This window comes from Variovorax sp. H27-G14, assembly GCF_046156345.1.
Lineage (GTDB): Bacteria > Pseudomonadota > Gammaproteobacteria > Burkholderiales > Burkholderiaceae_C > Variovorax.
Window position 1 is genome coordinate 503,523 of the sequence record NZ_JAYLVN010000001.1, and the last position, 13,140, is coordinate 516,662.

Sequence of the window (13,140 nt, forward strand, 5' to 3'; positions counted from 1 at the left end):
TTCCACCCACCGCCACCCCCACCGCCCTCACCGCGCCATGAGCCAGGACCGCATCTTCTTCACAGGCAACCCCTGGCCCGAAGGCCACCCCGTCAAGGAATTTCGCTGGACGGCTGCCGTGCGCGACGGCCAGGTGCGCTTCGACCTGCACCTGCGCAGCGACGACTACGAGGCCGAGCGAGAAATCGAAGACCCCGAAGAAAACGACGAAGAAGGCGAAGAAGGCAACGACACCGAAGACCGCGCGTACATCGGCGACTGGCAATCGGTCGGCGTGTGGACCAACTACCACCGCTGCACGCTCTCCTCCACGAACTGGGGAGCGGGCGACGGCCTGCCCGTGTGCGCCACGGCCGACTACAGCCTGGCGCTGCTCGACGGCCTGGAGATCGAGGTGGACGACCCGCCGCCCGCCAACATCGAGGACAACTTCTTCCACATCTACCTGCTGGGGCACGACGCGGCGGCCGCGCACCGCATTCGCTTCGACCGCATTCCCGGCACCGACCGCTTCAACATCACCTGGACCGGCAAGATCGCGCTGGCCTATGCCGGTGACAACGAATACAAGTACGAGTTCGCCGCCCACCTCTATGGCGTGGAGGCGCCGCGCCTTCCGGCGTGAGCCTGCGTTCACCAATGCGTTTCGCCGCCGTCAGCGCTGCCTTTCACGCCGCCCTTCGCACTTACCTCTCCCAGGCTTTCCGCTGGCAGCGCGGCCGCCAGGGCACGGGCTACGACAAGATGCTGCTGGCCACCGCGCGCTGGCCGCTGCCGTTCGACAGCTACCTTCTTCGCTACCCCGAAGGCTCGGAGATTCCGCCGCACACCGACCCGGTGCAGGCCGGGCGGCACTACCGGCTCAACATCGTGCTGAAGTCGCCGCGCTCAGGCGGTGAGTTCGTGTGCGCCAACCCGATCTTCGAGACGCGGCGCATCAAGCTGTTCCGCCCCGATGCCTGCGAGCACAGCGTGACGCGGGTGGTGGGCGGCAGCCGGTATGTGTTTTCGCTGGGCTGGGTGCTGGGCCGTGACAAGGCCCAGGCCTAGCTTTTCTCATTCGCGCCTTCACACCCCTGGAGCTACCTGATGACCCATCACTTCGACGACCCTGAAGAAGGCCTCGCCCGCGAGACCAGCCACCCGCGCTTCGTGGCGCTCGCCGCCGACGATTTCTACTACGACGTGGGCGACGACTTCAGCCCCTTCGGCAGCGACGACGGCAACGACACGCTCTCGTCGCTGGAAGACTGGTACCGCGACGGCGGCAAGACCAACAAGGTTGCGGGCTTCCTCAAGGACCTGCTGGCCGACTGGGACTTCGGAGTGCCGAAATCCATGCACCGTGCAGAGGCCGAAGCGCGCGAAAAATGGCTCGCGAAGGACGACATGCACGAGACCTGCCTGCAGTCCGAATGCCGCGCGCGCGTTGCAACCGCCTTTGGGCAACTCAAGATCACAGGCGAGGTCGATCCCGGCATGCGCGACGAAGCGCTGGCCGCCATCGCGTGCCAGTTGGCGCTGAACGAGCGCGCCCGCACCCTGCACCCCGCCTGGCCGCATGCCGACGAGAACCAAGCGCGGCTGACCGCGATGCGGGCAGTGTTGAACACCCTCTGACACACGCATCGGCCTAAACTGCCTTCCCCTCTTCCTCAGGAGAAAGCCCATGACCACGATGGAGATAGCGAACAAGCTCGTCGCGCTGTGCCGCGAAGGCAAGTTTCAGGACGCGAGAGCGCTCTACGCAGACGATGCCGTGAGCGTCGAGGCGGGCGCCCCGCCCGGCGGGCAGCGCGAGGCTGTCGGCCTGGCGGCCATCGAGGCCAAGGGCAAGTGGTGGACCGACAACCACGAGGTGCACTCGGCCAAGATCATCGGCCCGTGGCCGCACGACGACCGGTTCATCGTCGGCTTCGAGTTCGACGTGACCCTCAAGCCCACCGGTCAGCGCTTCAAGATGGAGGAAGCGGGCCTGTACACGGTGAAAGACGGGGCCATCGTGCGCGAAGAGTTCTTCTATTCGATGGGCGGTTGAAGGCGCGCGTGTCCTGGCGAGACGCGTCCACGCTGATGTTCGGGGACACGGTTCATTCAGGGCGGCGCTCACGCCGACGGGGTGCTCCCCTCCGCGAATGTCCCCCGGCCTGCGGCCTCCTCCTTTATTTCGCTGCGGGGAGCACCCCATCGACGTGATCGAGTTCGGAGCCAGGGTTGATCAGCCGCACACCGACAGCAGGGTCGTTGCTCAGAACAGTAGTTGATCAGCGAGCACCAGCAGCGCGTCCAAGTGCACAGGGCGTCGGGTGCTCCCCGCAGCGAAATAAAGGAGGAGCGAAGCGGGGGACATTCGCGGAGGGGAGTACCCGGCGGCCTGTGCACGCGCCCTGAACAACAGCGCCCCGAATAACAGCGCCCCGAAACAAGCCGCCGCACCGCCGGCATGATCCCGGCAAAATGCCCCGCAGGTGCATTCATGAACACACGATTTGTCGAAGCCTTTCTCTGGGCTGCCCGCCTGGGCAGCTTTCGCGCAGCCAGCGACCGGCTGCACATCACGCAGGCCGCGGTGTCCAACCGCGTCGCCTCGCTAGAAGAAGACATTGGCGCGCGCCTGTTCGAACGCGACGCGCGCGAACTGCGGCTCACGCCCGTGGGCGTGCGGCTCATGGACTACGGCGAGCGGCTGCTGGAGCTGCGCCGCGAAATCGTCTCGCTCGGCCGCCCACGCGACGACCTGCTGGGCCTCGTGCGCATCGGCGCCATCGAGACGGTGGTGCACACCTGGCTGCTGGGCTTTCTGACCAACCTGCGCTCCACCTACCCGGGCATCGAGGTACAACTGACCTCGGAGACCACGCTGGCCCTGCACCGCGGCCTGCGCGAAGGCGCACTCGACATCGCGCTGCAGACCGACCACATCGCCGGCGCGGGCATCGTGAGCACGCCGTGCCTGCCAATGCCTATGGGCTGGGTCGGCCCGCAAGGCGCCGAGGCCACGCAAACCGTCGACCAGCTGCTGCGCCAGCCGGTGCTGACCATGAGCCCCGGCTCGCAGCCGCACGAAGCGCTGAAGAACCTGTACCGCGCAGTGGGCATTCCGCTGGGCAAGGTGCATTGCGTGAGCTCGATCTCCGCGCTCGCGCGGCTGGTGAAGTCGGGCTTTGGCAACGCGCTGGTGCCGCTGCCGCCGGTGTACGAGTACGTGGCCAGCGGCGACGTGCGCATCATCGAATGCGACGCCCTCATCTCACCGCAGCGGCTGGTGGTGAGCCACCTGGAAGCGGCCGACTCCGACGCCATTCGCCTCGTGGCCGAGCTGGCCTGCCGGGCGTCGGACCAGTTCACGGCCTCCGCTATCGCACCAACCTGGAGCGGCGGCGCAGAGGGTTAACCCTCCAGAACGTGCATTTCCGCCCCACGAAGGGGCCAGTAATTCTTGTGCCTGTCGCCCACAAAAACTCGTTTGTGACAGTGGCACCCCGCGACGGAAGATCGCGCCTTCATTTTTCGAAGGCCCGCCCGCTCCTCCGCCGCCATGACCACGACCGACGCTTCCTCCGCTCCTGACACCGCTACCGACAGCAATGCACAGGCCGTGAACGGCCTGCTGTTCGTGGCCTGCGACGTAGCCCCGGCCGACGACGCCGACTTCAACCGCTGGTACGACCGCGAGCACGTGGAAGAGCGCGTGCGCATTCCCGGCTTTCTGTCGGGCGCGCGCTATTCCTCGCTCGAGGGCGGGCGCAAATACCTGGGGCTGTACCGCACCGAATCGCTGGACGTGTTCGGCACCGCGGGCTACCGCGCCGCGTTCGAGAAGCAGACGCCCTGGTCCATCGCCAACCTGGACCGCATGCGCCAGCCGATGCGCCGCGTGTGCGCCGTGCGCGCCGTCACCGGCTTCGGCAGCGGCAGCCATGCGGTCGTGCTGCCGCTGGCGGCCACAGCCGATACAGAAGCGCTGGCCGCCCATGCCGCACGCGTCGGCAAGGCCCTGGCCGAGCAGGCAGGCTTCGTGCAGTCGTACCTGCTGGTGCCCGACACCGTGCTCAGCACGCCCCTGCCGCGCGAGTCGACCGAAGGCCGCGTGCTGCAGCCGCTGCTGGTCGTGGAGACCAGCAGCGCCAACGCCGCGCGCAGCGCGCGTGCCATGGCCGCCACCGCCTTCGACACCGACCCCGCCACTGGCTGGCTGCTCGCACTCGGCTGGAAGCTGAGCGCGGCCGAGCTACGCTGACCCGGCCTTCCTGCAACCTTCCCCCGACTTCATCCGTCTTCACCGAACAAAGGCATTTCCATGACCGACCATGTTCTTCCCCCGGCCACAGCGGCAACAGCGGCAACATCCGCCACAGCGGCCGCACCCACCGCCGCACGGGCCGCGCCCAGGATGGGCCGCCTGGCCATGGCCAGCTCCATCGGCACCACGCTGGAGTGGTACGACTTCACCGTCTACAACATCATGGCCGCGCTGGTCTTCAACGCGGTGTTCTTCCCCTCGTTCGACCCGCTGACCGGCACCATCCTGGCCTTCTCGACCTACGCGGTCGGCTACATCTCGCGCCCGCTGGGCGGCGTGGTGTTCGGCCACCTGGGCGACCGGCTGGGCCGGCGCTTCGTGCTGGTGGCCACGCTGGTCATCATGGGCATCTCCACCGGCTTGATGGGCCTGCTGCCCACCTACGCGACCTGGGGCATCTGGGCGCCGGTGGCGCTGGTGGCCTTGCGCTTCGTGCAGGGCGTGGCGCTCGGCGGCGAATGGGCCGGCGCTGTGCTGCTGTCGATGGAACACGGCAAGAGCGACGAGCGCGGGCGCAACGCTTCGTTCACGCAGGTCGGCCCGTCGTGCGGCACGCTGATCGGCACGGGCTTCATCGCCATCGTGTCGGCCTGGCTGAGCCCGGAAGAGTTCCAGGCCTGGGGCTGGCGCTTGCCGCTGATCTCCAGCGTGGCGCTGGTGCTGTTCGGCCTGTGGCTGCGCCGCGGCGTGGACGAGACGCCCGTGTTCCTGGAGATGGAACAGAAGAAGGCCACCGCCAAGACCCCCATCAAGGAAGTGTTCACGCAGCACTGGCGCAGCCTGCTGGTGGCCGGCGGCTCGCGCATCGGCTCCGACGTGCTGTACGCGCTGGTGGTGGTGTTCACGCTGACCTACGTGACGACAGTGCTGCACCTGTCGCGTCCGCTGGCGCTCACCGCCACCATGATTGGCGCGGCCTGCAACGCGATTGCGGTGCCGTGGTTCGGCGGGCTGTCCGACCGCGTCGGGCGCCGCCCGGTCTACATTGCCGGCGCGTTGCTGGGCATGGTGTGGGCCTTTGTGTTCTTCGTGCTGATGGACAGCGCGCACCCTGTCGCCATCTGCGCGGCGGTGGTGGTGGGCCTGCTGATCCACGCCATGATGTACGGCCCGCAGGCCGCCTTCGTGACCGAGCAGTTCCCAGGCCGCGTACGCTACGCGGGCGCCTCGCTGGCCTACACGCTGGCCGGCATCGTGGGCGGCGGCTTTGCGCCGCTGATCATCGCGAGCCTGTTCAAGTCGTGGGGCAGCACGCTGGCCGTGTCGCTCTACGTGGTGGCGGCGCTGAGCCTCACGCTCGTTGCCCTGGTGGTTGCACGCGAAACCGCCAAGCGCCCGCTGGAGACCTGAAATGCCTGTCGACACGACCATGCAACGACTGAACTTTGCCTGCGAGAGCGTTGCCGAAGACGGCACGCGCTCCACCGCCCTGCACACCGTGGCGCCGCGCGCGCTGGTGGTGGCGGGCTGGACCGGCCGCGACGTAGCGGCCATCGAGCACCACATCGAGGAGCTGGCGGCCATCGGCGTGCCGCGCCCGTCGAGCGTGCCGCTGTACTACCGCGTGGCGGCCCAGCTGCTGACGCAATCGCCCACCATCGAAGCCCTGGGCGACCAGAGCTCGGGCGAGGCCGAGCCTGTGTTCTTATTCTCGCAGGGCGCGTGGTGGCTCAGCGTGGCCTCCGACCACACCGACCGCCAGGTCGAGAGCTATTCGGTGGCCGTGTCCAAGCAGATGTGCGCCAAGCCCGTGGCCGAGACCGCCTGGCGCTGGAGCGACGTGCAGGCGCACCAGGACACGCTGGAGCTGCGCTCGCGCATCCTGGAAGACGGCCGCTGGGTCGACTACCAGCGCGGCACGCTCGCATCCATCCGCCCGCTGGCCGCGCTGCGTGACGGCATGCCCGGCGCCAGCGCCGCGCCCGAAGGCCTCTTCATGACCTGCGGCACGCTGGGCGCGCTGCCCAACGCCAAGGGCGAAGGCATCCGCCCGGCCACACAGATGGAGATCGAACTGCACGACCCCAAGCTGCAGCGGCGCATCGTGCATCGCTATGCAGTGCAGGCACTGCCGGTGGTGGCGTGATGAACACGCGCCTCACCATTTCAGAATTGCGCGCACGCATCGCCAAGGGCGAGCTGTCGCATGAAGCGCTGATCGACCAGGTGCTGGACGCGGCCGCGCAGCCTGCCGCCGCGCATGTGTTCACGCGGGTCTACGCCGACGCCGCGCGTGCCGCGGCGCGCCATGCCGACGCGGCACGCAGGGCCGGCGTGCAACTGGGCCCGCTCGCAGGCCTGCCCGTGTCGGTGAAAGACCTGTACGACATCGCAGGCGAAACCACCATGGCGGGCTCCGCCGTGTGCGCCGGCGAGCCGCCAGCCGCGCACGACGCGGTGGCCGTGGCACGGCTTCGCACGCAGGGCGCGGCCATCGTGGGCAAGACCAACATGACCGAGTTCGCGTTCTCCGGCGTGGGCATCAACCCGCACCACGGCACGCCGCGTAACCCCGCGGACGTGACCACGCCGCGCATTCCCGGTGGCTCGTCGTCGGGTGCGGCGGTGTCGGTGGCGCTGGGCCTTGCCGTGGCGGGGCTGGGCTCGGACACGGGTGGCTCCATCCGCATTCCGGCCGCGCTGTGCGGGCTCGTGGGCTTCAAGAGCACCCAGTCGCGCGTGCCGCGCACCGGTGCCTTCGAGCTGGCGCGCTCGCTCGACACCGTGTGCGCCATGGCGCGCAGCGTGCAGGACTGCCTGACCCTAGACGCAGCCATTGCCGACGTGCCCCTGGCCGTGCGCCGCCGTCCGCTGCAGGGCATGCGCCTTGCGGTGCCGCGCACGCTGATGTTCGACGACATCGAGCCCGCCGTGGCGCAGGCCTTCGACCGTGCGCTGCACGCGCTGTCGGTCGCGGGCGCGCACATCGTCGACATCACGCTGGCCGAGCTGGCGGAGATATCCACCGTCAATGCGCCCGGCGGTTTCTCGCCCGTGGAGGCCGCGGCCGTGCACCGCGAGCGCTTTGCGGCCAAGCGCGCCGGCTTCGACGCCCGCGTGGCCGCGCGCATTGCGCTGGGCACCGAAGTGCGCGCCGCCGACTACATCGCCATGCAGGACCGCCGCCGCGACTGGGCCGGCCGCGTCGAGCGCGCCATCGAAGGCTTCGACGCGCTCGTGTGCCCGACCGTGCCGATCGTTGCGCCGCCCATCGCGGCGCTGGCGCAAGACGCGGCCTTCTTCAAGGCCAACGGCCTGTTGCTGCGCAACACCTTCGCCATCAACCTGCTCGACGGCTGCGCCTTCAGCCTGCCCTGCCATGCGCCGGGCGAACTGCCGGTGGGGCTGATGCTGTCGTCGGTGCGCGGCGACGACGCGCGCCTGGCTGCGGTGGCGCTGGCGGCGGAGCCGGTGGTGCGGTCGAACTGAGCAAGCCGAACGCCGGTGACGCGTCAGCGTCATCGGCTATCGTTTGGCGCATGTCGCTCGCGCAACCCTCGCTCACCGGTCCCCGTCTTCTGCTTCGCCCGTTGCTTGCCGCTGATACGTCGGCGCTGGTCGAGGCCGCCTCCGACGGCCAGCTCTGGACCCTGCCTTTCACCGTGGTGCCTTCGGCCGACACGGTAGAGGCCTACATCGGCAACGCGCTGGCCGGCCAGGCGGCCGGCACGGTGATGCCTTTTGCCACCGTGTTGCGCGAGACGGGCCAGGTGATCGGCTCCACGCGGTTCTGGAAGATCGACCGCGTCAACCGCAAGCTGGAAATCGGCAGCACCTGGATTGCGGCCTCATGGCAAAAGACCTTCGTGAACACGGAGGCCAAGTACCTGATGCTGTGCCATGCGTTCGAGGTGCTGCAGTGTGTGCGCGTGCAGTTCACGACGGACGAGATCAACGCGAAGTCGCGTGCGGCCATCTTGCGGCTGGGTGCGCAGCAGGAGGGCATCGTGCGGAACGAGCGCATCATGCCGGATGGTCGCAAGCGCAATTCGGTGCGTTTCAGCATCATCGACAGCGAATGGCCGCAAGCAAAAGAACAGCTCCAGATGCGGCTTGGTGCGGTTCTGCAGGCGCACACGGCCCAGGCGCTGCGTCGCTAGACTGAACGGTGCAGCGGTTGCGCTGTATCGTTTTTTTGTCAAACGGAGAGTGCCATGTGCCGCAGCATCAAGACCCTCTACAACTTCGAGCCGCCTGCCACCGAGCAGGAAATTCGCGCGGCGGCGTTGCAGTTTGTGCGCAAGCTCAGCGGCTTCAGCGTGCCGTCGCGTGCCAATGAGGAGGCGTTCGAGCATGCGATCGATGAGGTGACTGCTACGGCGACTCGGCTCCTCGAATCGTTGGTGACTACGGCAGGGCCGCGTGATCGAGAGGTCGAGGCGGAGCGTGCCAAGGTTCGCAGCGCGTTGCGTTTCGGAACTGCTTCTGACTGAAACGCAAGGCACGGTTCGGGCTCCGTTCAGGGCGACGCCCACGCCGACGGGGTGCCTTGCTCCGCGAATGTCCCCCGGGGCTTCGCCCCTCCTCCTTTATTTCGCTGCGCAAGGCACCCCATCGACGTGAGCGTGTTCAGAGCCGAGGTTGATCGTGCGATCACCGGCGGCGTGCCCAAGTGCACAGGGCGTCGGGTGCTCCCCGCAGCGAAATAAAGGAGGAGGGGCGAAGCCCCGGGGGACATTCGCGGAGGGGAGTACCCGGCGGCCTGTGCACGCGCCCTGAACAGGAGCCCCGAACAGGAGCCCTGAACAAGAGCCCCCAAGAAATCAAATGCCCCGCAAACAGCGAGCCCCAAAAACCGGACCCGAAGCACTCCGGCCCAGCCTTTGCTATGGTCCTTTTCAGCGCCACCTTGCGCCGCATTGCCGGATCCCCGAGCGTATGAAAAAGACCTATACCGGCGGCTGCCACTGCGGCGCCGTTCGATTCGAAGCCGACATCGACCTCAGCCTGGGTACGTTGCGGTGCAACTGCTCCATCTGCACCAAAACCCGCTTCTGGCCAGCAGCCGTTGAGCCCGACGCCTTCCGCCTGCTGGCCGGCCAGGAAGAACTCACCGAATATCTCTTTCACACACGCCAGAACAAACACTTCTTCTGCAAACACTGCGGCGTGCGATCCTTCGGCCTTGGCAACAGGCCCGACGACGGCAGCGCCATCTACGGCGTGAACGTGACCTGCCTGGACGACGCCGAACCCGAAGAGCTCATCAACTCACCCATCACCTACGTCGACGGCCGCAACAACAGCTGGCACCTTCCGCCGGCCGAAATACGCCACCTCTGAACCACCCACCGCAGCACCACTCCACCATGCCTATCGAACTCTGGCTCGCCTTCGTTGCAGCGTCCGCGCTCATGCTGATCATTCCCGGCCCGACCATCCTCACCGTCATCAGCTACTCCATGTCGCACGGCCGCCGCGCCAACGTGCCGCTGGTGGCCGCCGTGGCGCTGGGCGACTCCACCGCACTGGTGGTGTCACTGCTGGGCCTTGGCGCGCTGCTGGCCACCTCGGCCTTCTGGTTCACCGTGGTGAAGTGGGTGGGCGGGCTCTACCTGCTGTACCTCGGCATCAAGCTGCTGCGCGCCGGCGTCTCGCCCACGCAAGTTGCGAAGCCGGCCGCGCTCGTGTCGCGCTGGCGGCTGTTCGCCAACACCTACCTGGTGACCGCGCTGAACCCCAAGGGCATCGTGTTCTTCGTGGCGTTCCTGCCGCAGTTCATCAGCCCGGCCGCCGACGTCACGCGCCAGCTGTGGGTGCTGGCCGTGACCTTCGTTGTGCTGGCCGCGACCAATGCCACGCTGTATGCGGTGTTCGCGGGTTCGGCGCGCAAGCTGCTCTCGTCGCCGCGCGCGCAAAAACGCTTCAACCTGGCGGGCGGCTCGCTGCTGAGCGCGGCCGGCATCTGGGCGCTGATGGCACGCCGACCAGGCTGAGCTGGCGGACGCACTCGAAAAAAAGGCCGCGAAGCACATGGCTTCGCGGCCTTTTCTTTTCAAGCGCCGGTGGGACGCTGTCGCTCAGTTGCGATTCGGGTTGTTCGGGGCGCGGTCGTAGCGGTTGGGCACGCCGTCGTTGTCGCGGTCCCGGTCATAGCGGTTCGGCACGCCGTCGCGGTCACGGTCGCGATACCCGCCGCGCGGCGGTGGCGGGCGGTCGTAAGGGGCCACCACGCAGCCCGCCAACAGGGCCGATGCGGCCAGCAAGATCGCCAATGTTTTTGTCATGTGATTTCTCCTTGGAGTGTTTATGAAACGGGTGCTCGCCCTCTGCGATCCGCGAGCCCGTGGGTGCATTGAAGGCCACACCGGTATGCCTCGGGTTTCCCAATGAAAACCCTTGCGTGAAGTTCGTTACCGGATGTGGTGCGTGGTACGTTGCAGGCAGTGAGTGATGCGAACTTTGGCGTGCGGTTTTCACTGGCCGGGGCGGTCGGCGGCCCGTGTGCAAGTAGGCGCGGTTCCCGTGGTGCATCGCGGAGAATGTCACCGGCCCACACTTTCGGATACGACGCTTTTCTCGATGCAGTTCGCGCTTTTCCACCTCCCCCGCAAGACCCTTGCAGCCGCGCTGCTGGCCATCGCCTGCGCGCACCCGGCCTGGGCCCTCACCAGCTTCGAGGACGTGAAGCGCGAGTTCCGCTCGTCCGACACCGCCGTGCTCGACCGCAACGGCGAACTGCTGCAACGCGTGCGCACCGACCCCTCCGTGCGGCGCGGCCAGTGGACCGCGCTGGCCGACGTGTCGCCCGCGCTGCGCACGGCCATGGTGCTGAGCGAAGACCGGCGCTTCTATGAACACAGCGGCATCGACTGGCGCGCCGTGTCGGCCGCCGCGTGGGGCAACCTGTGGAACACGCGCACGCGCGGCGCATCGACGATCACCATGCAGCTGTCGGGCCTGCTGGACGACGAGCTGCGCCGCAATTCAGGCGGGCGCAGCTTCACGCAGAAGATCGGCCAGACGGTGGCGGCCGCGCAGCTGGAACGCAACTGGCGCAAGGACCAGATCCTGGAGGCCTACCTCAACACCGTGCCGTTTCGCGGCGAAATAGTGGGCATCGACGCGCTCTCGCGCACGCTCTTCGGCAAGGCACCGAGCGGGCTCGACACGCGCGAGGCGGCCGTGGCCTCGGCGCTGGTGCGCGCACCCAACGCCAAGCCCAACGTGGTGGCGCAGCGCGCCTGCGAAGTGCTGCGCGCGATGGAGCCGCAGCAAAAGGTCGACTGCGAAGCGCTGGACATGTTCACCAGCGCGGCCGTGCAGCGGCGCGCCTTCGAGGCGAACGAAGGCATCGCGCCGCATGCCGCGCGCCGGGTGCTGCGCGAGATCAGGGACGCGGATGCGGGGACCGCATCCACCGCACCCACCCCTGCCCGCCCGCAGAGCGGGAAAGAGAAAGACAGGGAGGCCACCGTCAGCACCACGCTGCGCGCGCCGCTGCAACGCTTTGCGCTTGACACGCTGCAACGCCACCTGCGCGAACTGCGCGATCGGCATGTGGAAGACGGCGCGCTGGTGGTGCTCGACAACGCGACCGGCGAAGTGCTCGCATGGGTCGGCTCCTCAGGCCCGCTGAGCCAGGCGGCCGAGGTCGATGGCGTTACCGCGCTGCGTCAGCCCGGCTCCACGCTCAAGCCCCTGCTCTACGGGCAGGCCATTGCCGAGCGGCGCATCACCGCGGCGTCGTTGATCGAGGACTCGTCGGCGCAGATCAGCACCGCCAGCGGCCTCTACATTCCGCAGAACTACGACCGGCGCTTCAAGGGCCCGGTGTCGGCGCGCACCGCGCTGGCCGCGTCGCTCAACGTGCCGGCGGTGCGCACGCTGGTGATGGTGTCGCCCGAGTCGTTTGCGCGCGAGCTGCGCGCGGCGGGCCTGCCGCTGCGCGAAAGCGGCGACTACTACGGCTACAGCCTCGCCCTGGGCAGCGCCGAGGTGTCGCTGCTGTCGCTCACCAACGCGTACCGCATGCTGGCCAACGGCGGGCGCTACGGCACGACGACGATGATGGCCAGGGCCACGGCGCCGGCGGCATCGACGGACAAGTCCAAGGCCGTTACCAACACCAACAACCAGCCCCTGCTCGACCCGCGCGCCGCCTTCATCGTCGGCGACATCCTGTCCGACCCCAACGCGCGCACGCGCACCTTCGGCCTGGACAGCATCCTGTCGACTCGCTTCTGGAGCGCCGTGAAGACCGGCACCAGCAAGGATATGCGCGACAACTGGGCCGTGGGCTGGTCGCAGCGCTACACGGTGGGCGTGTGGGTGGGCAACGCCAGCGGCGAATCGATGTGGGACGTGAGCGGCACCAGCGGCGCTGCGCCGGTGTGGGCCGAGGTGATGCGCTTTCTGCACGCGCGCGAACCCAGCCGTGCGCCCGCGCCGCCGCCGGGCCTGGTGGAGGCGCGTGTGGAGTTCGGCCCCGGCACCGACGGCAGCCCGCTGGAAGCGGCGCGCAGCGAGTGGTTTCTGCAGGGCACCGAGCAGCCGCTGTTCGCGCTGGACACGGGCATGGCAAGCGACGCGGCCTTCGCGCGCATCACCGCGCCGTCGGACGGCACCATCATCGCGGTCGACCCCGACATTCCGCCGCTGCGCCAGCGCGTGCGCTTCGAGTCCGAAGGGCGCGGCGTGCAGTGGCGCATCGACGGCAAGCACTTTGCGCGCGGCAACACCGCGCAGTGGCTGCCCTGGCCGGGGCGGCATGTGATCGAGTTGGTGGACGCCACCGGCAAGGTGGTCGACCAGCGCCGCATCGAGGTGCGCGGCGCGGGCGTGGTGCAGAAGAGCGCGCGTCGCTGAACGGCAACCCAAGAACACGAAGACGAAGG

The 13,140-nt window shown here is 68.2% G+C and carries 15 protein-coding genes; 14 read left to right on the forward strand and 1 reads right to left on the reverse strand.

Annotated features, from left to right (window positions below; all coding sequences use genetic code 11):
• The 13 genes from VLK31_RS02360 to VLK31_RS02420 all read left to right on the forward strand — a co-directional run.
• A partial coding sequence (locus VLK31_RS02360; RefSeq protein WP_409166761.1) for a hypothetical protein occupies positions 1-625 on the forward strand: 625 nt, incomplete at its 5' end.
• A gap of 14 nt (positions 626-639) precedes the next feature.
• Positions 640-1,050, forward strand: a complete 411-nt coding sequence (locus VLK31_RS02365) for a 2OG-Fe(II) oxygenase (protein WP_409166762.1) — start codon at positions 640-642, stop codon at positions 1,048-1,050.
• 39 nt (positions 1,051-1,089) lie between these two features.
• Entirely contained in the window at positions 1,090-1,620 is a 531-nt protein-coding gene (locus VLK31_RS02370; RefSeq protein ID WP_409166763.1) for a MolR family transcriptional regulator, read from the forward strand.
• Between the two features lie 49 nt (positions 1,621-1,669).
• Positions 1,670-2,038 carry a SnoaL-like domain-containing protein gene (locus tag VLK31_RS02375; RefSeq protein ID WP_409166764.1) on the forward strand — a complete coding sequence of 123 codons (369 nt, stop codon included), beginning with the start codon at positions 1,670-1,672 and terminating at the stop codon, positions 2,036-2,038.
• 438 nt (positions 2,039-2,476) lie between these two features.
• Positions 2,477-3,394, forward strand: a complete 918-nt coding sequence (locus tag VLK31_RS02380; protein WP_409166765.1) for a LysR family transcriptional regulator — start codon at positions 2,477-2,479, stop codon at positions 3,392-3,394.
• Between the two features lie 144 nt (positions 3,395-3,538).
• Positions 3,539-4,240 carry a hypothetical protein gene (locus VLK31_RS02385; RefSeq protein WP_409166766.1) on the forward strand — a complete coding sequence of 234 codons (702 nt, stop codon included), beginning with the start codon at positions 3,539-3,541 and terminating at the stop codon, positions 4,238-4,240.
• Positions 4,241-4,300: 60 nt separating this feature from the next.
• A complete protein-coding gene (locus VLK31_RS02390) occupies positions 4,301-5,653 on the forward strand; it encodes an MFS transporter (RefSeq protein WP_409166767.1) in 1,353 nt (450 codons plus the stop codon).
• A 1-nt stretch (position 5,654) separates the two neighbouring features.
• Positions 5,655-6,389: a DUF2848 domain-containing protein gene (locus VLK31_RS02395; RefSeq protein ID WP_409166768.1), complete on the forward strand. Its 735-nt coding sequence runs from the start codon at positions 5,655-5,657 to the stop codon at positions 6,387-6,389.
• Complete coding sequence (locus VLK31_RS02400) at positions 6,389-7,732, forward strand: amidase (protein WP_409166769.1); 1,344 nt, start codon at positions 6,389-6,391, stop codon at positions 7,730-7,732. The genes VLK31_RS02395 and VLK31_RS02400 overlap by 1 nt, the downstream gene beginning before the upstream one ends.
• Before the next feature lie 50 nt (positions 7,733-7,782).
• Complete coding sequence (locus tag VLK31_RS02405; RefSeq protein ID WP_409166770.1) at positions 7,783-8,403, forward strand: GNAT family N-acetyltransferase; 621 nt, start codon at positions 7,783-7,785, stop codon at positions 8,401-8,403.
• 54 nt (positions 8,404-8,457) lie between these two features.
• Positions 8,458-8,736, forward strand: coding sequence for a DUF2277 domain-containing protein (locus tag VLK31_RS02410; protein ID WP_409166771.1), 279 nt, complete (start codon positions 8,458-8,460; stop codon positions 8,734-8,736).
• Positions 8,737-9,181: 445 nt separating this feature from the next.
• Positions 9,182-9,586, forward strand: a complete 405-nt coding sequence (locus tag VLK31_RS02415; protein ID WP_409166772.1) for a GFA family protein — start codon at positions 9,182-9,184, stop codon at positions 9,584-9,586.
• Positions 9,587-9,612: 26 nt separating this feature from the next.
• Positions 9,613-10,239 (forward strand): LysE family translocator, encoded by a 627-nt coding sequence (locus VLK31_RS02420; RefSeq protein ID WP_409166773.1) that lies wholly within the window; start codon positions 9,613-9,615, stop codon positions 10,237-10,239.
• An 84-nt stretch (positions 10,240-10,323) separates the two neighbouring features.
• Here VLK31_RS02420 and VLK31_RS02425 read toward each other — a convergent pair whose 3' ends face one another.
• Entirely contained in the window at positions 10,324-10,530 is a 207-nt protein-coding gene (locus tag VLK31_RS02425; protein WP_409166774.1) for a thrombospondin type 3 repeat-containing protein, read from the reverse strand.
• A gap of 295 nt (positions 10,531-10,825) precedes the next feature.
• Here VLK31_RS02425 and pbpC point away from each other — a divergent pair, with 295 nt between their 5' ends.
• Positions 10,826-13,111 (forward strand): penicillin-binding protein 1C, encoded by a 2,286-nt coding sequence (pbpC, locus tag VLK31_RS02430; protein WP_409166775.1) that lies wholly within the window; start codon positions 10,826-10,828, stop codon positions 13,109-13,111.
• The last annotated feature ends 29 nt before the right edge of the window (positions 13,112-13,140 follow it).

What these genes read in the sequence shown, in the direction of transcription:
- VLK31_RS02365 (WP_409166762.1), top strand. Translation starts at nt 640, where the DNA reads ATGCGTTTCGCCGCCGTCAGCGCTGCCTTTCACGCCGCCCTTCGCACT.
- VLK31_RS02370 (WP_409166763.1), top strand. Translation starts at nt 1,090, where the DNA reads ATGACCCATCACTTCGACGACCCTGAAGAAGGCCTCGCCCGCGAGACC.
- VLK31_RS02375 (WP_409166764.1), top strand. Translation starts at nt 1,670, where the DNA reads ATGACCACGATGGAGATAGCGAACAAGCTCGTCGCGCTGTGCCGCGAA.
- VLK31_RS02380 (WP_409166765.1), top strand. Translation starts at nt 2,477, where the DNA reads ATGAACACACGATTTGTCGAAGCCTTTCTCTGGGCTGCCCGCCTGGGC.
- VLK31_RS02385 (WP_409166766.1), top strand. Translation starts at nt 3,539, where the DNA reads ATGACCACGACCGACGCTTCCTCCGCTCCTGACACCGCTACCGACAGC.
- VLK31_RS02390 (WP_409166767.1), top strand. Translation starts at nt 4,301, where the DNA reads ATGACCGACCATGTTCTTCCCCCGGCCACAGCGGCAACAGCGGCAACA.
- VLK31_RS02395 (WP_409166768.1), top strand. Translation starts at nt 5,655, where the DNA reads ATGCCTGTCGACACGACCATGCAACGACTGAACTTTGCCTGCGAGAGC.
- VLK31_RS02400 (WP_409166769.1), top strand. Translation starts at nt 6,389, where the DNA reads ATGAACACGCGCCTCACCATTTCAGAATTGCGCGCACGCATCGCCAAG.
- VLK31_RS02405 (WP_409166770.1), top strand. Translation starts at nt 7,783, where the DNA reads ATGTCGCTCGCGCAACCCTCGCTCACCGGTCCCCGTCTTCTGCTTCGC.
- VLK31_RS02410 (WP_409166771.1), top strand. Translation starts at nt 8,458, where the DNA reads ATGTGCCGCAGCATCAAGACCCTCTACAACTTCGAGCCGCCTGCCACC.
- VLK31_RS02415 (WP_409166772.1), top strand. Translation starts at nt 9,182, where the DNA reads ATGAAAAAGACCTATACCGGCGGCTGCCACTGCGGCGCCGTTCGATTC.
- VLK31_RS02420 (WP_409166773.1), top strand. Translation starts at nt 9,613, where the DNA reads ATGCCTATCGAACTCTGGCTCGCCTTCGTTGCAGCGTCCGCGCTCATG.
- VLK31_RS02425 (WP_409166774.1), bottom strand. Translation starts at nt 10,530, where the DNA reads ATGACAAAAACATTGGCGATCTTGCTGGCCGCATCGGCCCTGTTGGCG.
- pbpC (WP_409166775.1), top strand. Translation starts at nt 10,826, where the DNA reads ATGCAGTTCGCGCTTTTCCACCTCCCCCGCAAGACCCTTGCAGCCGCG.